Here is a 14,037-nt window from a genome sequence, read left to right on the forward strand (position 1 = left end):
TACAATACGGGTCCCGTTGTGAAGCCGGGTTGTTTTGAAGGGCAACACTCGGGAGTAAACCACGGCACGGCCTTTCTTCCGTGACCGCCAGTCCAGTTCTTAAGGAAATAGACATGTCCGCAGTTGAAGCAAGCAAGAAATCCGAAGTCGTTGCGCAATTCGCACGCGCAGCTAACGACACCGGCTCCCCCGAAGTTCAGGTCGCGCTGCTCACGACCCGTATCAACGAACTGACCGTTCACTTCAAGGAGCACGCGAAAGATCACCACAGCCGCCGCGGTCTGCTGCGCATGGTGAGCCGCCGTCGCAAGCTGCTCGACTACCTGAAGGGTAAGGACGCGGATCGTTACCGCGCACTGATCGAGAAGCTGGGTCTGCGTAAGTAATCGGCCAGTCGTTCAGCAAGATGCCTGTGTCAGTTCCACTGATACAGGCATTTTGTTTTTTCACGGTGCGCTTCATGTGACGCGCGCCGGCTGTTCTCCGCGGTGGCATGCCGGTTCATGCGGCGGGAGCAGGTGGCAGCAGTAAGTGCAGTGCTAAAGCAGTCAAGCAGGCAGTAGAAAGAGAAACACGGCCGGGCTTCAGGGCGGAGGTTTGTGTCATTCCAGCGGTTCGCGCGCACTCCATGTAGAGCGTGATTCTCTGGAATGGCATAACACGACTCTTCCCATGCGGCGCCGGTCCTGGCGTTGCCGCGCCGCTTCTGGTCCGCGCGGCATTACGAAGAGGAAAAGCAATGACTATGTTCAATAAGATCGTCAAAGAGTTTAAGTGGGGACAACATAACGTTCGCCTCGAAACCGGCGAAATCGCTCGTCAGGCGAGCGGTGCGGTAATCGTCGACGTCGAAGACACCGTGGTGCTCGCCACCGTGGTCGGCGCCAAGACGGCCAAGCCGGGTCAGGACTTCTTCCCGCTGACAGTCGACTACCTCGAAAAAACCTACGCCGCCGGCAAGATTCCGGGCGGCTTCTTCCGTCGCGAAGGCCGTCCTTCGGAAGGCGAAACGCTGATCTCGCGCCTGATCGACCGTCCGCTTCGCCCGCTGTTCCCGGAAGGCTTCTACAACGAAGTTCAGGTCGTGATCCACGTCCTGTCGCTGAACCCGGAAATCCCCGCTGACATTCCCGCGCTGATCGGCGCGTCGGCGGCGCTCGCCGTGTCCGGTCTGCCGTTCAACGGCCCGGTCGGCGCAGCACGCGTGGCCTACATCAACAACGAATACGTGTTGAACCCGACGCGTCCGCAAATGAAGGAATCGGCACTCGACCTGATCGTCGCCGGTACGGAACGCGCGGTGCTGATGGTGGAATCGGAAGCGCAGCAGCTGAGCGAAGAAGTGATGCTCGGCGGCGTGGTGTTCGGCCATGAGCAAATGCAGATCGCGATCGACGCGATCCACGAACTGGTCCGCGAAGGCGGTAAGCCGGAATGGGATTGGAAGCCGGCCGCGAAGAACGAGCCGCTGATCGCACGCGTGACGGAACTGGCGCAAGCGGATCTGCTCGCCGCTTACCAGATTCGCGACAAGCAGGCACGTTCGACCAAGCTGAAGGAAGTCTACGCAGCAACGTCGGCGAAGCTGGAAGAAGATGCCGCAGCAGGCGGCACGGTGGCGGCCGACAAGGCAACCGTCGGCAATGTGCTGTTCGATATCGAAGCGAAGATCGTCCGTACGCAGATCCTGAACGGCGAGCCGCGTATCGACGGCCGCGACACGCGTACCGTGCGCCCGATCGAAATCCGTACCGGCGTGCTGCCGCGTACGCACGGCTCGGCACTGTTCACGCGCGGCGAAACGCAAGCGCTGGTGGTGGCCACGCTGGGCACGAAGGGCGACGAGCAGAACATCGACGCGCTCGAAGGCGAGTACCGCGAACGCTTCATGCTCCACTACAACATGCCTCCGTTCGCGACCGGCGAAACGGGCCGCGTGGGTTCGCCCAAGCGTCGTGAAATCGGTCACGGCCGTCTGGCCAAGCGCGCGCTGGCTGCCTGCCTGCCGAGCGCCGACGAATTCGGCTACTCGATTCGCGTCGTGTCGGAAATCACCGAATCGAACGGTTCCTCGTCGATGGCTTCGGTGTGCGGCGGCTGCCTCGCGCTGATGGACGCAGGCGTGCCGATGAAGGCGCACGTGGCCGGCATCGCCATGGGCCTGATCCTGGAAGGCAACAAGTTTGCCGTGCTGACCGACATCCTCGGCGACGAAGATCACCTCGGCGACATGGACTTCAAGGTGGCGGGTACCGAGCAAGGCGTGACCGCGCTGCAGATGGACATCAAGATCCAGGGCATCACCAAGGAAATCATGCAGGTCGCTCTCGCGCAAGCGAAGGAAGGCCGTATGCACATCCTCGGCAAGATGACCTCGGCCGTGTCGGGCGCGAACACGCAATTGTCGGAGTTCGCACCGCGCATGATCACCATCAAGATCAATCCGGAAAAGATCCGCGACGTGATCGGCAAGGGTGGTTCGGTGATCCGCGCGCTGACCGAAGAAACCGGCACGACGATCGATATTTCGGACGACGGCGTCGTTACCATCGCAAGCACGAGCAGCGAAGGGATGGCCGAAGCGAAGAAGCGTATCGAGAACATCACGCTGGAAGTCGAAGTGGGCCAGGTGTACGAAGGCACCGTGCTCAAGCTGCTCGATTTCGGCGCGATCGTGAACATCCTGCCGGGCAAGGACGGTCTGCTGCACATCTCCGAAATTGCCAACGAGCGTATCAAGGACATCAACGACTACCTGAAGGACGGCAAGCAAGTGAAGGTCAAGGTCATCCAGACGGACGAAAAGGGCCGCGTGCGTTTGTCGGCCAAGGCGTTGCTGAACGAAGCCGCAAACGGCGCGCCGCAAGGCGAGCCGACGCCGCAGTAATGCGGTAGCGGGTCAACGGCCGGTGGCGCAAAAGCGTCCCGGCCGTTTTTTATGTAGGCTGCAGGGTGGATTGCGTTGCAGGCGGGGGTGCCGGCATGCAACGCAATCCAATCTTGGAGTTGACGCAGATGAAAGCGATCGAAATCACGGAATTCGGTGCACCGGACGTCCTCAAGCTGGCAGAACGGCCAACGCCGCAACTGAAAGCGGGCGAGGTACTGATCAAGGTGGCGGCATCCGGCATCAACCGTCCGGACGTGTTTCAGCGCAAAGGTGGCTATGCGCCGCCGCCGGGCGCGTCGGACCTCCCGGGGCTGGAAGTGGCGGGCGAGATCGTCGGCGGGTCGATCGACGAAAAGAACAATCCCTTCGGTCTGAAAATCGGCGATCGCGTGTGTGCGTTGCTGGCCGGCGGCGGCTACGCGGAATACGCGGCCGCGCCACTGCTGCAGTGCCTGCCCGTGCCGGTGGGCTTGTCGGATGTCGAGGCGGCCTCGCTGCCGGAGACTTTCTTCACGGTCTGGAGCAATGTGTTCGATCGTGCGCAACTCGGCAAGGGTGAGGGCGCTCCGAACGAAACCCTGCTTGTGCAGGGCGGCTCCAGCGGCATTGGCGTAACCGCGATCCAGATTGCGCACGCGCTCGGTTTCCGCGTGATCGCAACCGCCGGCTCGGACGAGAAGTGCCGTGCTTGTGAGGCGTTGGGCGCCGAACGTGCCATCAACTACAAGACCGAAGATTTCGTCGAAGTGATCAAGTCGCTCACCAATGATCGTGGCGTCGACGTGATTCTCGATATGGTGGCGGGCAACTACGTGCCGCGCGAACTCGCGGCTCTCGCCGACGGCGGCCGCATCGTCGTGATAGCGCTGCTCGGCGGCGCGAAGGCGGAAGTGAATCTGAACGAGGTGCTGCGCCGCCGTCTGACGATCACCGGCTCGACGTTGCGCCCGCGGCCGGTCGAGTTCAAGGCGAAGATTGCCGCGCAGTTGCATGAGCGCGTGTGGCCTCTGCTGGAAGACGGCCGTATCAAGCCTGTCGTGTATCGCGCGTTTCCGGCCGTGCAGGCTGCCGATGCGCATGCGTTGATGGAAAGCAGTACGCACGTTGGCAAGATCGTACTGTCTTGGGGTCAGGACGCTTGACACGGCCGGTTTGACCCGATCCACCCCACGCAGTAAAATTGCGCGTTTTGCGCACGCCGCGTGAATCCGAAAGGCGGGCTGTCAGCGCAAACCATGCGCCAGCCAGTTCCGCCGTCAAGACAAGACGAGACGATGTCGAAACAACGAGCCAAACTGGTAGTCGGTAACTGGAAGATGCACGGGCGCCTCGCCGAGAATGCCGCGCTTTTGCAAGCCGTGGCGCAGGGCGCGGGTGAATTGCCGGCTGACGTGCGTGTTGGGGTTTGTGTGCCGAGCCCGTATCTCGCGCAGACGCAATCGTTGCTGGAAGGTAGCTGCGTCGTGTGGGGCGTGCAGGACGTCTCCGCATTTACGCATGGCGCCTACACCGGCGAAGTGGCTGCACCGATGGTGGTGGAATTCGGCGCCACGCTCGCGATCGTTGGGCACTCGGAGCGTCGCGCCTATCATCGCGAAAGCGCCGAGCTGGTAGCGGTGAAGACGCAGCGCGCGCTGGAAGCAGGCTTGACGCCGATCGTCTGTGTCGGCGAAACGCTCGCAGAGCGCGAAGCCGGTTCGACCGAGCAGGTGGTCGGCGCGCAACTGGATGAAGTGCTGGCGAAGTTGTCTGTGCAGGAAGCGGCGCGAATTGTCGTCGCGTATGAGCCGGTCTGGGCGATCGGCACCGGCAAGAGTGCGACCTCGGAGCAGGCGCAGGCCGTGCACGCATTCCTGCGTGAACGTCTGGCGGCGAAGGGCGAAGCCGTGGCGAATGTGTCGCTGTTGTATGGCGGCAGTGTGAAACCGGAAAATGCGGAAGAATTGTTCCGCCAGCCGGATATCGACGGTGGCCTGATTGGTGGCGCGTCGTTGAAAGACCAGGATTTCCTGGCGATCTGCAAGGCGGCGGCCGCAACAAGCGTCGCCGGTTAAGCAGGACGTCGTGGCGAGGATGACCCCCTGCCGTGCGGCACGTCGTGTGTGGCGCGGTTAAATAAAGACTCAGGTGAGTGTGATGCTGTATTTGAAAACATTGATTATCGTCGTTCAGCTGTTGTCGGCACTCGGGGTCATCGGCCTCGTCTTGCTGCAACACGGCAAAGGCGCCGATATGGGCGCTGCTTTCGGTAGTGGCGCGTCGGGCAGTCTGTTCGGCGCAACCGGTTCGGCGAACTTTTTGTCGCGGACAACGGCGGTGCTGGCGGCGGTGTTTTTCGTCACCACGCTGACGCTCACCTACCTCGGTGCATATCGGGCGAAGCCTTCTGCTGGCTTGCTGGGCGCGACAGTGACTGCCCCAGTCGCGGCTTCTGGCGTGTCCGCTGCTGCGGCACCTGCAGGTGGTTCGGCTGTTCTGCCGGCCTCGGCTGCGTCCGTCCCGGCTACCGACGTGCCGAAATAAATTTTTCGTTCAAAGTGCTTTTGTGCGTTGAACAATCTGTTTAGACGCGTTACAATCTAAGTCTTGAAGCGATTCGCGGGTTTTACAAGTTGTTTTCCCGGATTGCATGCAGTGCCGACGTGGTGAAATTGGTAGACACGCTATCTTGAGGGGGTAGTGGCGAAAGCTGTGCGAGTTCGAGTCTCGCCGTCGGCACCAAAATGTTATCTAAAAGCTAGCCGCTTGCTTCGCTTCGGCTGGCTTTTTTCACTTCTGGCGTGTGTGGCTTGCGTTGGGCTTGCTGCATGTGCGTTTCGGGAGTGATTTCGCGTCAGGAGTGCTATGCTCCTGTCGGCACTCAGAACTAACCGATAGAGGACAGTCTTGAACCTCGCAGCCTATTTCCCCGTATTGCTGTTCCTCATTGTGGGCACCGGTTTAGGCGTAGCACTGGTCAGTATTGGCAAGATCCTCGGTCCCAACAAGCCCGATACCGAGAAAAATGCACCGTACGAGTGCGGCTTCGAAGCATTCGAAGATGCGCGCATGAAGTTCGACGTGCGCTACTATCTCGTCGCCATTCTCTTCATTATTTTCGACCTTGAAACCGCGTTCCTGTTTCCGTGGGGTGTGGCCCTGCGCGACATCGGCTGGACCGGCTTCATGGCAATGATGATTTTCCTGCTCGAATTCCTGCTGGGCTTTGCCTATATCTGGAAGAAGGGCGGTCTCGACTGGGAATGATGGATTAACCGCCGGTTTGCGTGGGTGGCCAAAGCTTGCCATCCCGTCTGGAGTGGAAAGCAAATGAGTATCGAAGGGGTCTTGAAGGAAGGGTTTGTCACCACCACGGCTGACAAACTGATCAACTGGACGCGCACCGGTTCGCTGTGGCCGATGACGTTCGGTCTTGCGTGTTGCGCGGTCGAGATGATGCATGCGGGCGCCGCCCGTTATGACCTCGACCGTTTCGGTGTGGTGTTTCGTCCGAGTCCGCGTCAGTCGGACGTGATGATCGTCGCCGGCACGCTGTGCAACAAAATGGCGCCGGCTCTGCGCAAGGTCTACGACCAGATGGCCGAGCCGCGCTGGGTGATCTCGATGGGTTCGTGTGCGAATGGCGGCGGCTACTACCACTACTCGTATTCAGTGGTGCGCGGCTGTGACCGGATCGTTCCGGTCGACGTTTATGTGCCGGGTTGCCCGCCGACCGCGGAAGCGCTGGTGTACGGCGTGATCCAGTTGCAGGCCAAGATTCGCCGCACCAACACAATCGCCCGTCAATAAGGCCAACGCCTCCCCCACAATATGGCAAGCAAACTCGAGACCCTGAAAGCGAACCTCGAGGCGGCCTTTGGCGGCCTCCTGTTGAGCACTACCGAGGCAATCGGTGAGTTGACGATCGTCGTGAAAGCAAGCGACTACATCAATGTGGCAACGCGTCTGCGCGACGACCGCTCGCTCGGTTTCGAGCAGTGCGTGGATCTGTGCGGCGTCGACTATCAAACTTATGCCGACGGCGCGTACGAAGGTCCGCGTTTTGCGGCCGTTCTGCATTTGCTGTCGGTGCAGAACAACTGGCGCTTGCGTCTGCGCGTGTTCGCGCCGGACGACGAGATGCCGATCGTGCCGTCCGTCGTCGACATCTGGAATTCGGTCAACTGGTACGAGCGCGAGGCATTCGACCTGTATGGCATCGTTTTCGAAGGTCACCCGGATCTGCGCCGCATTCTGACCGACTACGGCTTCATCGGTCACCCGTTCCGTAAAGATTTCCCCGTCTCCGGCTACGTCGAAATGCGTTACGACGCGGAAGAGAAGCGCGTCGTCTATCAGCCTGTGACGATCGAGCCGCGGGAGATCACGCCGCGCGTGATCCGCGAGGATCGCTATGGCGGTCTGAAACACTAAGAGAACGCCATGGCAGAGATTAAGAACTACACGCTCAACTTCGGCCCTCAGCACCCGGCAGCGCACGGTGTGCTGCGCCTCGTGCTCGAACTCGACGGCGAAGTCATCCAGCGCGCCGATCCGCACATCGGTCTGCTGCATCGCGCGACTGAAAAGCTCGCGGAAACCAAAACGTTCATCCAGTCGGTGCCGTACATGGACCGTCTCGACTACGTGTCGATGATGGTCAACGAGCACGGCTACGTGATGGCCATCGAAAAGCTGCTCGGCATCGGCGTGCCGGTGCGCGCGCAATACATCCGCGTGATGTTCGACGAAGTCACGCGCGTGCTGAACCACCTGATGTGGATCGGCGCGCACGCGCTCGACGTCGGCGCAATGGCCGTGTTTCTGTACGCGTTCCGCGAACGCGAAGACCTGATGGACGTATACGAAGCGGTGTCCGGAGCACGGATGCACGCGGCTTACTACCGTCCGGGCGGCGTCTATCGCGATCTGCCTGACGCCATGCCGCAATATAAGGCGTCCAAGATTCGCAATGCGAAGGCGTTGTCGAAGATGAACGAGAACCGCCAGGGTTCACTGCTCGACTTCATCGACGATTTCTTCACGCGTTTTCCGAAGTGTGTCGACGAGTACGAAACGCTGCTGACCGACAACCGGATCTGGAAGCAGCGTCTGGTCGGTATCGGCGTGGTCAGCCCGGAACGCGCGCTGAACCTCGGCATGACCGGCGCCATGTTGCGCGGCTCGGGTATCGAGTGGGATCTGCGTAAGAAGCAGCCGTACGAAGTTTATGACAAGCTGGATTTCGACATCCCGGTCGGTGTGAATGGCGATTGCTATGACCGCTACCTGGTTCGCGTCGAAGAAATGCGCCAGTCCACACGGATTGTGAAACAGTGCATTGAATGGCTGCGTAAGAATCCCGGCCCTGTGATGATCGACAATCACAAGGTTGCGCCGCCGTCGCGCGTTGGCATGAAGTCGAACATGGAAGAGCTGATTCACCACTTCAAGCTCTTCACGGAAGGCTTCCATGTGCCGGAAGGCGAGGCGTATGCGGCGGTCGAGCATCCGAAGGGCGAGTTCGGCATCTACCTGATTTCGGACGGCGCCAACAAGCCGTATCGCCTGAAGATCCGCGCGCCGGGCTACGCGCACCTGTCTACGCTGGATGAAATGGCGCGCGGCCACATGATCGCCGACGCCGTGACGATCATCGGCACGCAGGACATCGTGTTCGGCGAAGTGGATCGCTAGGACGTATTCATCGGCGCGCGTGTTCGGTTTGCACCGAAGCGCGCGTCAAGCAAAGGAACGCCGGGTCTGTCGCAGCATGATGTGAGCGACGGGTTTTCGTTCGGTAGGAATTGAAAGAGTCGTGTCTGAAAATGATCTCAGCTGAAGGCCTGAAAGAAATCGATCGTGCGATCGCGAAGTATCCCGCCGATCAGAAACAGTCCGCCGTAATGTCGGCGTTGGCCACTGCTCAGGAAGAGCATGGCTGGCTGTCGCCCGAACTCATGCAGTTCGTCGCGGACTATCTCGGCATGCCAGCAGTCGCCGTGCAGGAGGTGGCGACCTTCTACACGATGTACGAGACCAAGCCGGTCGGCAAGTACAAGATCACGCTCTGCACGAACCTGCCGTGCCAGCTCGGCCCGGACGGCGGCTCCGACAGTGCCGCTGACTATCTGAAGCAGAAGCTCGGCATCGACTTCGGCGAAACCACGGCCGACGGCAAATTCACCCTGAAAGAGGGCGAGTGCATGGGCTCGTGCGGCGACGCGCCGGTGATGCTGGTGAACAACCATCGCATGTGCAGCTTCATGAGCCGCGCGAAGATCGACCAGCTGCTCGAGGAACTTTCGAAATGACGTCTCTACACGACCGTCACATCAAACCGCTGATTCTCGCCGGCCTGAACGGCGACAACTGGCATCTCGAAGACTATGTGGCGCGCGGCGGCTACGCCCAGCTGCGCCGTATTCTCGAAGAAAAAATTCCGCCCGAGCAGGTCATTGCCGACGTCAAGGCGTCGGGTCTGCGCGGCCGTGGCGGCGCAGGCTTCCCGACCGGTCTGAAGTGGAGCTTCATGCCGCGTCAGTTCCCCGGCCAGAAGTATCTCGTCTGCAACTCGGACGAAGGCGAACCGGGCACGTTCAAGGACCGCGACATCCTGCGCTTCAATCCGCATTCGCTGATCGAAGGCATGGCCATCGGCGCGTACGCGATGGGTATTACGGTCGGCTACAACTATATCCACGGCGAAATCTGGGAAGTCTACAAACGCTTCGAAGAAGCGTTGGAAGAAGCTCGCCGCGCCGGGTTCCTCGGCGACAACATCATGGGTTCGGGCTTCTCGTTCGAACTGCATGCGCATCACGGTTACGGCGCCTATATCTGTGGCGAGGAAACCGCGCTGCTCGAATCGCTGGAAGGCAAGAAAGGCCAGCCGCGCTTCAAACCGCCGTTCCCGGCGAGCTTTGGCGTGTACGGCAAGCCGACCACGATCAACAACACCGAAACGTTCGCGGCAGTGCCGTTCCTGCTCGCCATCGGTCCGCAGAATTACCTCGAAATCGGCAAGCCGAACAACGGCGGCACGAAGATTTTCTCGGTGGCCGGCGACGTCGAGCGTCCCGGCAACTATGAAATTCCGCTCGGCACGCCGTTCTCGACGCTGATGGAACTCGCCGGCGGCATGCGCGGCGGCAAGAAGATCAAGGCTGTGATTCCTGGCGGCTCGTCGGCGCCGGTGATTCCGGGCGACATCATGATGCAGACCGACATGGATTACGACGCGATCGCCAAGGCCGGCTCGATGCTCGGTTCGGGCGCGGTCATCGTGATGGACGAGACACGTTGCATGGTGCGCTCGCTGCTGCGCCTGTCCTACTTCTATTACGAAGAATCATGTGGTCAATGCACGCCTTGCCGCGAGGGTACGGGCTGGCTGTACCGCGTGGTGCATCGCATTGAGCATGGGCTCGGCCGGCCGGAAGATCTGGACCTGCTGAACTCGGTTGCTGAAAACATCATGGGCCGCACGATCTGCGCGCTCGGCGATGCAGCGGCCATGCCGGTTCGCGGCATGCTCAAGCACTACTGGGACGAATTCGAATACCACGTCGCCCACAAGCATTGCCTCGTCGGCGGTCATACCGGCGCGGCGGCGGCGTCTGAAACAGTAGCTGCCTGATTGCGTTAGACACGTACGCTGAACAGGTACGCACCAGAATACGTCAACCGCGGGATTCATCGCATGACACACGCGATGAACGGGGCGAACGATTGAGCGGTAACAGGTTAAGGAAGATTGACCATCATGGTTGAACTTGAAATAGACGGCAAGAAAGTAGAGGTGCCTGAAGGCAGCATGGTGATCCAGGCTGCGCATAAGGTCGACACGTACATTCCTCACTTCTGCTATCACAAGAAGCTGTCGATTGCGGCCAACTGCCGGATGTGTCTGGTCGATGTTGAAAAGATGCCGAAGGCCGTGCCCGCATGCGCCACGCCGGTGTCGGCCGGCATGATCGTGCGCACCAAGTCGGACAAGGCGGTGAAGGGCCAGCAAGCCGTGATGGAATTCCTGCTGATCAACCATCCGCTGGATTGCCCGATCTGCGACCAGGGCGGCGAATGCCAGTTGCAGGATCTGGCCGTGGGCTACGGCAAGTCGGCATCGCGCTATAGCGAAGAAAAGCGCGTGGTGTTCCACAAGAACGTCGGCCCGCTGATCTCGATGGAAGAAATGTCGCGTTGCATCCACTGCACGCGCTGTGTGCGTTTCGGCCAGGAAGTGGCCGGCGTGATGGAACTCGGCATGCTGGGCCGCGGCGAGCACTCGGAAATCACGTCGTTCGTCGGCAAGACGGTCGACTCCGAACTCTCGGGCAACATGATCGATCTGTGCCCGGTCGGCGCGCTGACCAGCAAGCCGTTCCGCTACAGCGCCCGCACGTGGGAACTGTCGCGCCGCAAGTCGGTGAGCCCGCACGATTCCGTCGGCGCGAACCTCGTGGTGCAAGTGAAGAACAACCGCGTGATGCGCGTTCTGCCGTTCGAAAACGAAGCCATCAACGAATGCTGGATTTCGGACAAGGATCGCTTCTCGTATGAAGGCCTGAATAGCCCCGAGCGTCTGACGAAGCCGATGCTCAAGCAAGGCGGGCAGTGGGTCGAGACCGACTGGCAGACCGCGCTGGACTATGTGGTCAAGGGTCTGACGGGCATCAAGGGCGACCACGGCGCGAACGCGCTGGCGGCGCTCGGCAGCGCCCACAGCACGGTCGAAGAACTGTTCCTGTTGAAGCAGCTGGCGCAAGCAGTCGGCACGCCTAACGTCGACTTCCGCCTGCGTCAGTCGGATTTCTCGGCTCCCGTCAACGGCGCGCCGTGGCTCGGCACCGCTATCGCCGATCTGTCGAACGTCGATGCCGCGCTCGTTATCGGCTCGGATCTGCGCCGCGATCATCCGCTGTTCGCCGCGCGTCTGCGCCAGGCTGCGAAGGGCGGCGCGAAGCTCACGCTCGTGCAGGCCACCAATGACGACGCACTGATTCCGCAAGCACAGCGGGTGGTTGCAGCGCCCTCCGCATGGCTCGACGCGCTGGCCGGTATCGCCGCTGCGGTGTCGGAAGCCAACGGTGCAGCACTGCCGGAGGCTTTCGCCGGCGCGCAGGCCACGGACGCTGACAAGCAAGCCGCGAAGTCGCTCGCAAGCGGCGAGCGCCGCCTCGTGCTGCTTGGCAACGGTGCGGCCCGTCACCCGGACTTCGCAACCATTCACGCTGCTGCGCAATGGATCGCGGACGCGACCGGTGCAACGCTGGGCTTCCTCACGGAAACGGCCAACACGGTTGGCGCGCATCTGGTGAACGCATTGCCGGGCGAGGGCGGTTTGAACGCTCGCGAAGTGTTCGAGCAACCGCGCAAGGGTTATGTGCTGCTGAACGTCGAACCGGAGTTCGACACGGCCAATCCGGCGCAGGCTTTGGCCGCGCTGAAGCAGGCCGAGATGGTCGTGGTGATGTCGCCGTTCCAGATCGGCGCCGACTACGCCGACGTGCTGCTGCCGATCGCCCCGTTCACGGAAACGTCCGGTACGTTCGTCAACGCCGAAGGTACGGTGCAGACGTTCAACGGCGTGGTGCGTCCGCTGGGCGACACGCGTCCGGCATGGAAGGTGTTGCGCGTGCTGGGCAGCCTGCTCGGCGTGCCGGGCTTCGAATTCGACACAGCGGAAGAAGTGCGTGCCACTGCCCTCGGCGACGGCGAACTGAAGTCGCGTCTGTCGAACAAGACGGGCGTCGCGATTGCGCGCGGCAAGTCGGCAAAGGCTGCGGACGGCAAGTTCGAGCGTATCGCCAATGTGCCGATCTATCACGCCGATGCGCTCGTGCGTCGCGCTGAGTCGCTGCATCTGACCGCCGCGGCTCGCGCAGCGAACTCGGCCGGTCTGCCGGCGGCGCTGTTCGACAAACTGGGTTTGAAGGAAGGCGACGCAGTGCGCGTGCGCCAGGGCGAGCAATCGGTGCAGTTGCCGGCCGTGCGCGACGCAAATCTTGCGGAGACGGTCGTCCGCGTATCGGCGGCTACGCCTGCCGGTGCAGCGCTGGGCAGCCTGTTCGGTGAACTGGTGGTGGAGAAGGCGTAAATGAGCTTGTTCGATACGATCAACTCGGGCGGCACCCAGCTTCTCGGTATGGCATGGCCCACGGTGTGGGCACTCGTGCGCATCCTGGTGGTGGCCGTCGCGATCCTGCTGTGCGTGGCTTACCTGATTCTGTGGGAGCGTAAGCTGATCGGCTGGATGCACGTGCGTCTCGGCCCGAACCGCGTCGGCCCCGGTGGTTCGCTGCAGCCGATCGCCGACGTGCTGAAGCTGTTGCTGAAAGAAGTGATTCAGCCTGCTCAGGCAAGCCGCTGGGTCTATCTGATCGCCCCCGTGATGGTGGTGGTCCCGGCGTTCGCGGTCTGGGCGGTGATTCCGTTCCAGGCGGGCGCGGTGCTCGGCAACATCAACGCGGGTCTGCTGTACGCGATCTCGATCTCGTCGATCGGCGTGTACGGCGTGATTCTGGCGGGCTGGGCGTCGAACTCGAAGTATGCGTTTCTCGGTGCGATGCGCGCGGCGGCACAGATGGTGTCGTACGAAATCTCGATGGGCTTCGCGCTCGTCGTCGTGATGATGACCGCGGGCACGATGAATCTGTCGGACATCGTCGGTTCGCAGATGCGCGGCATCTTCGCGAGCCACGGCGTGACGTTCCTCTCGTGGAACTGGCTGCCGCTGCTGCCGGCCTTCGTCGTCTACTTCATTTCGGGTATCGCCGAAACCAACCGTCACCCGTTCGACGTGGTCGAAGGCGAGTCGGAAATCGTCGCGGGTCACATGATCGATTACTCGGGTATGGCGTTCGCGCTGTTCTTCCTCGCCGAGTACATCAACATGATCGTGATCTCGGCGCTGGCTTCCGTGCTGTTCCTCGGCGGCTGGAGTGCACCGTTCGAGTTTCTCTCGTTCATCCCCGGCATCTTCTGGCTGGTCCTGAAAGTATTCTTGCTGCTGTCGGTATTCATCTGGGTGCGCGCGACGTTCCCGCGCTACCGCTATGACCAGATCATGCGTCTGGGTTGGAAGATCTTTCTGCCCGTCACCGTGATCTGGGTGATCGTGGTCGGCTTCTGGATCATGTCGCCGTTGAATATCTGGAATTAAAGGG

Annotated in this window: 13 protein-coding genes and 1 tRNA gene; all 14 read left to right on the forward strand. The window is 61.2% G+C overall.

Annotation, left to right across the window (positions count from 1 at the left end):
• The first annotated feature begins 113 nt into the window (after window positions 1-113).
• The 14 genes from rpsO (at window position 114) to nuoH (ending at window position 14,033) form a co-directional block, all read left to right on the forward strand.
• Window positions 114-386 (forward strand): 30S ribosomal protein S15, encoded by a 273-nt coding sequence (gene rpsO / locus A6V37_RS24570; protein ID WP_064272098.1) that lies wholly within the window; start codon window positions 114-116, stop codon window positions 384-386.
• A gap of 353 nt (window positions 387-739) precedes the next feature.
• Window positions 740-2,887, forward strand: a complete 2,148-nt coding sequence (gene pnp, locus A6V37_RS24575; RefSeq protein WP_208607894.1) for a polyribonucleotide nucleotidyltransferase — start codon at window positions 740-742, stop codon at window positions 2,885-2,887.
• Between the two features lie 128 nt (window positions 2,888-3,015).
• Complete coding sequence (locus tag A6V37_RS24580; protein ID WP_064272345.1) at window positions 3,016-4,032, forward strand: NAD(P)H-quinone oxidoreductase; 1,017 nt, start codon at window positions 3,016-3,018, stop codon at window positions 4,030-4,032.
• A gap of 132 nt (window positions 4,033-4,164) precedes the next feature.
• Window positions 4,165-4,944: a triose-phosphate isomerase gene (gene tpiA / locus A6V37_RS24585; protein ID WP_064272096.1), complete on the forward strand. Its 780-nt coding sequence runs from the start codon at window positions 4,165-4,167 to the stop codon at window positions 4,942-4,944.
• Window positions 4,945-5,026: 82 nt separating this feature from the next.
• Window positions 5,027-5,413, forward strand: coding sequence for a preprotein translocase subunit SecG (secG, locus tag A6V37_RS24590; protein WP_064272095.1), 387 nt, complete (start codon window positions 5,027-5,029; stop codon window positions 5,411-5,413).
• Between the two features lie 113 nt (window positions 5,414-5,526).
• Window positions 5,527-5,611 (forward strand) — tRNA-Leu (locus tag A6V37_RS24595).
• Between the two features lie 165 nt (window positions 5,612-5,776).
• Complete coding sequence (locus tag A6V37_RS24600; RefSeq protein WP_025496704.1) at window positions 5,777-6,136, forward strand: NADH-quinone oxidoreductase subunit A; 360 nt, start codon at window positions 5,777-5,779, stop codon at window positions 6,134-6,136.
• A 63-nt stretch (window positions 6,137-6,199) separates the two neighbouring features.
• Entirely contained in the window at window positions 6,200-6,679 is a 480-nt protein-coding gene (locus A6V37_RS24605) for a NuoB/complex I 20 kDa subunit family protein (RefSeq protein ID WP_006052903.1), read from the forward strand.
• 21 nt (window positions 6,680-6,700) lie between these two features.
• On the forward strand, window positions 6,701-7,303 hold the full coding sequence (locus A6V37_RS24610) for an NADH-quinone oxidoreductase subunit C (protein ID WP_064272094.1): 603 nt from the start codon (window positions 6,701-6,703) through the stop codon (window positions 7,301-7,303).
• A gap of 9 nt (window positions 7,304-7,312) precedes the next feature.
• Entirely contained in the window at window positions 7,313-8,566 is a 1,254-nt protein-coding gene (locus tag A6V37_RS24615; protein WP_064272093.1) for an NADH-quinone oxidoreductase subunit D, read from the forward strand.
• Between the two features lie 131 nt (window positions 8,567-8,697).
• Window positions 8,698-9,183: an NADH-quinone oxidoreductase subunit NuoE gene (gene nuoE / locus A6V37_RS24620; protein WP_064272092.1), complete on the forward strand. Its 486-nt coding sequence runs from the start codon at window positions 8,698-8,700 to the stop codon at window positions 9,181-9,183.
• Window positions 9,180-10,508: an NADH-quinone oxidoreductase subunit NuoF gene (gene nuoF, locus A6V37_RS24625; RefSeq protein ID WP_064272091.1), complete on the forward strand. Its 1,329-nt coding sequence runs from the start codon at window positions 9,180-9,182 to the stop codon at window positions 10,506-10,508. Before nuoE ends, nuoF begins: the two co-directional genes overlap by 4 nt.
• Window positions 10,509-10,634: 126 nt before the next feature.
• A complete protein-coding gene (gene nuoG, locus A6V37_RS24630) occupies window positions 10,635-12,968 on the forward strand; it encodes an NADH-quinone oxidoreductase subunit NuoG (protein WP_064286423.1) in 2,334 nt (777 codons plus the stop codon).
• Window positions 12,969-14,033 carry an NADH-quinone oxidoreductase subunit NuoH gene (gene nuoH, locus A6V37_RS24635; protein WP_064272089.1) on the forward strand — a complete coding sequence of 355 codons (1,065 nt, stop codon included), beginning with the start codon at window positions 12,969-12,971 and terminating at the stop codon, window positions 14,031-14,033.
• The last annotated feature ends 4 nt before the right edge of the window (window positions 14,034-14,037 follow it).

The sequence above is a fragment of the Paraburkholderia ginsengiterrae genome, assembly GCF_001645125.1.
GTDB classification, from domain to species: domain Bacteria; phylum Pseudomonadota; class Gammaproteobacteria; order Burkholderiales; family Burkholderiaceae; genus Paraburkholderia; species Paraburkholderia ginsengiterrae.

Coding starts and splice junctions, on each gene's coding strand:
- nuoH (WP_064272089.1), top strand. CDS start 12,969: ATGAGCTTGTTCGATACGATCAACTCGGGCGGCACCCAGCTTCTCGGT.
- rpsO (WP_064272098.1), top strand. CDS start 114: ATGTCCGCAGTTGAAGCAAGCAAGAAATCCGAAGTCGTTGCGCAATTC.
- tpiA (WP_064272096.1), top strand. CDS start 4,165: ATGTCGAAACAACGAGCCAAACTGGTAGTCGGTAACTGGAAGATGCAC.
- A6V37_RS24580 (WP_064272345.1), top strand. CDS start 3,016: ATGAAAGCGATCGAAATCACGGAATTCGGTGCACCGGACGTCCTCAAG.
- nuoE (WP_064272092.1), top strand. CDS start 8,698: ATGATCTCAGCTGAAGGCCTGAAAGAAATCGATCGTGCGATCGCGAAG.
- nuoF (WP_064272091.1), top strand. CDS start 9,180: ATGACGTCTCTACACGACCGTCACATCAAACCGCTGATTCTCGCCGGC.
- A6V37_RS24615 (WP_064272093.1), top strand. CDS start 7,313: ATGGCAGAGATTAAGAACTACACGCTCAACTTCGGCCCTCAGCACCCG.
- nuoG (WP_064286423.1), top strand. CDS start 10,635: ATGGTTGAACTTGAAATAGACGGCAAGAAAGTAGAGGTGCCTGAAGGC.
- secG (WP_064272095.1), top strand. CDS start 5,027: ATGCTGTATTTGAAAACATTGATTATCGTCGTTCAGCTGTTGTCGGCA.
- pnp (WP_208607894.1), top strand. CDS start 740: ATGACTATGTTCAATAAGATCGTCAAAGAGTTTAAGTGGGGACAACAT.
- A6V37_RS24610 (WP_064272094.1), top strand. CDS start 6,701: ATGGCAAGCAAACTCGAGACCCTGAAAGCGAACCTCGAGGCGGCCTTT.
- A6V37_RS24605 (WP_006052903.1), top strand. CDS start 6,200: ATGAGTATCGAAGGGGTCTTGAAGGAAGGGTTTGTCACCACCACGGCT.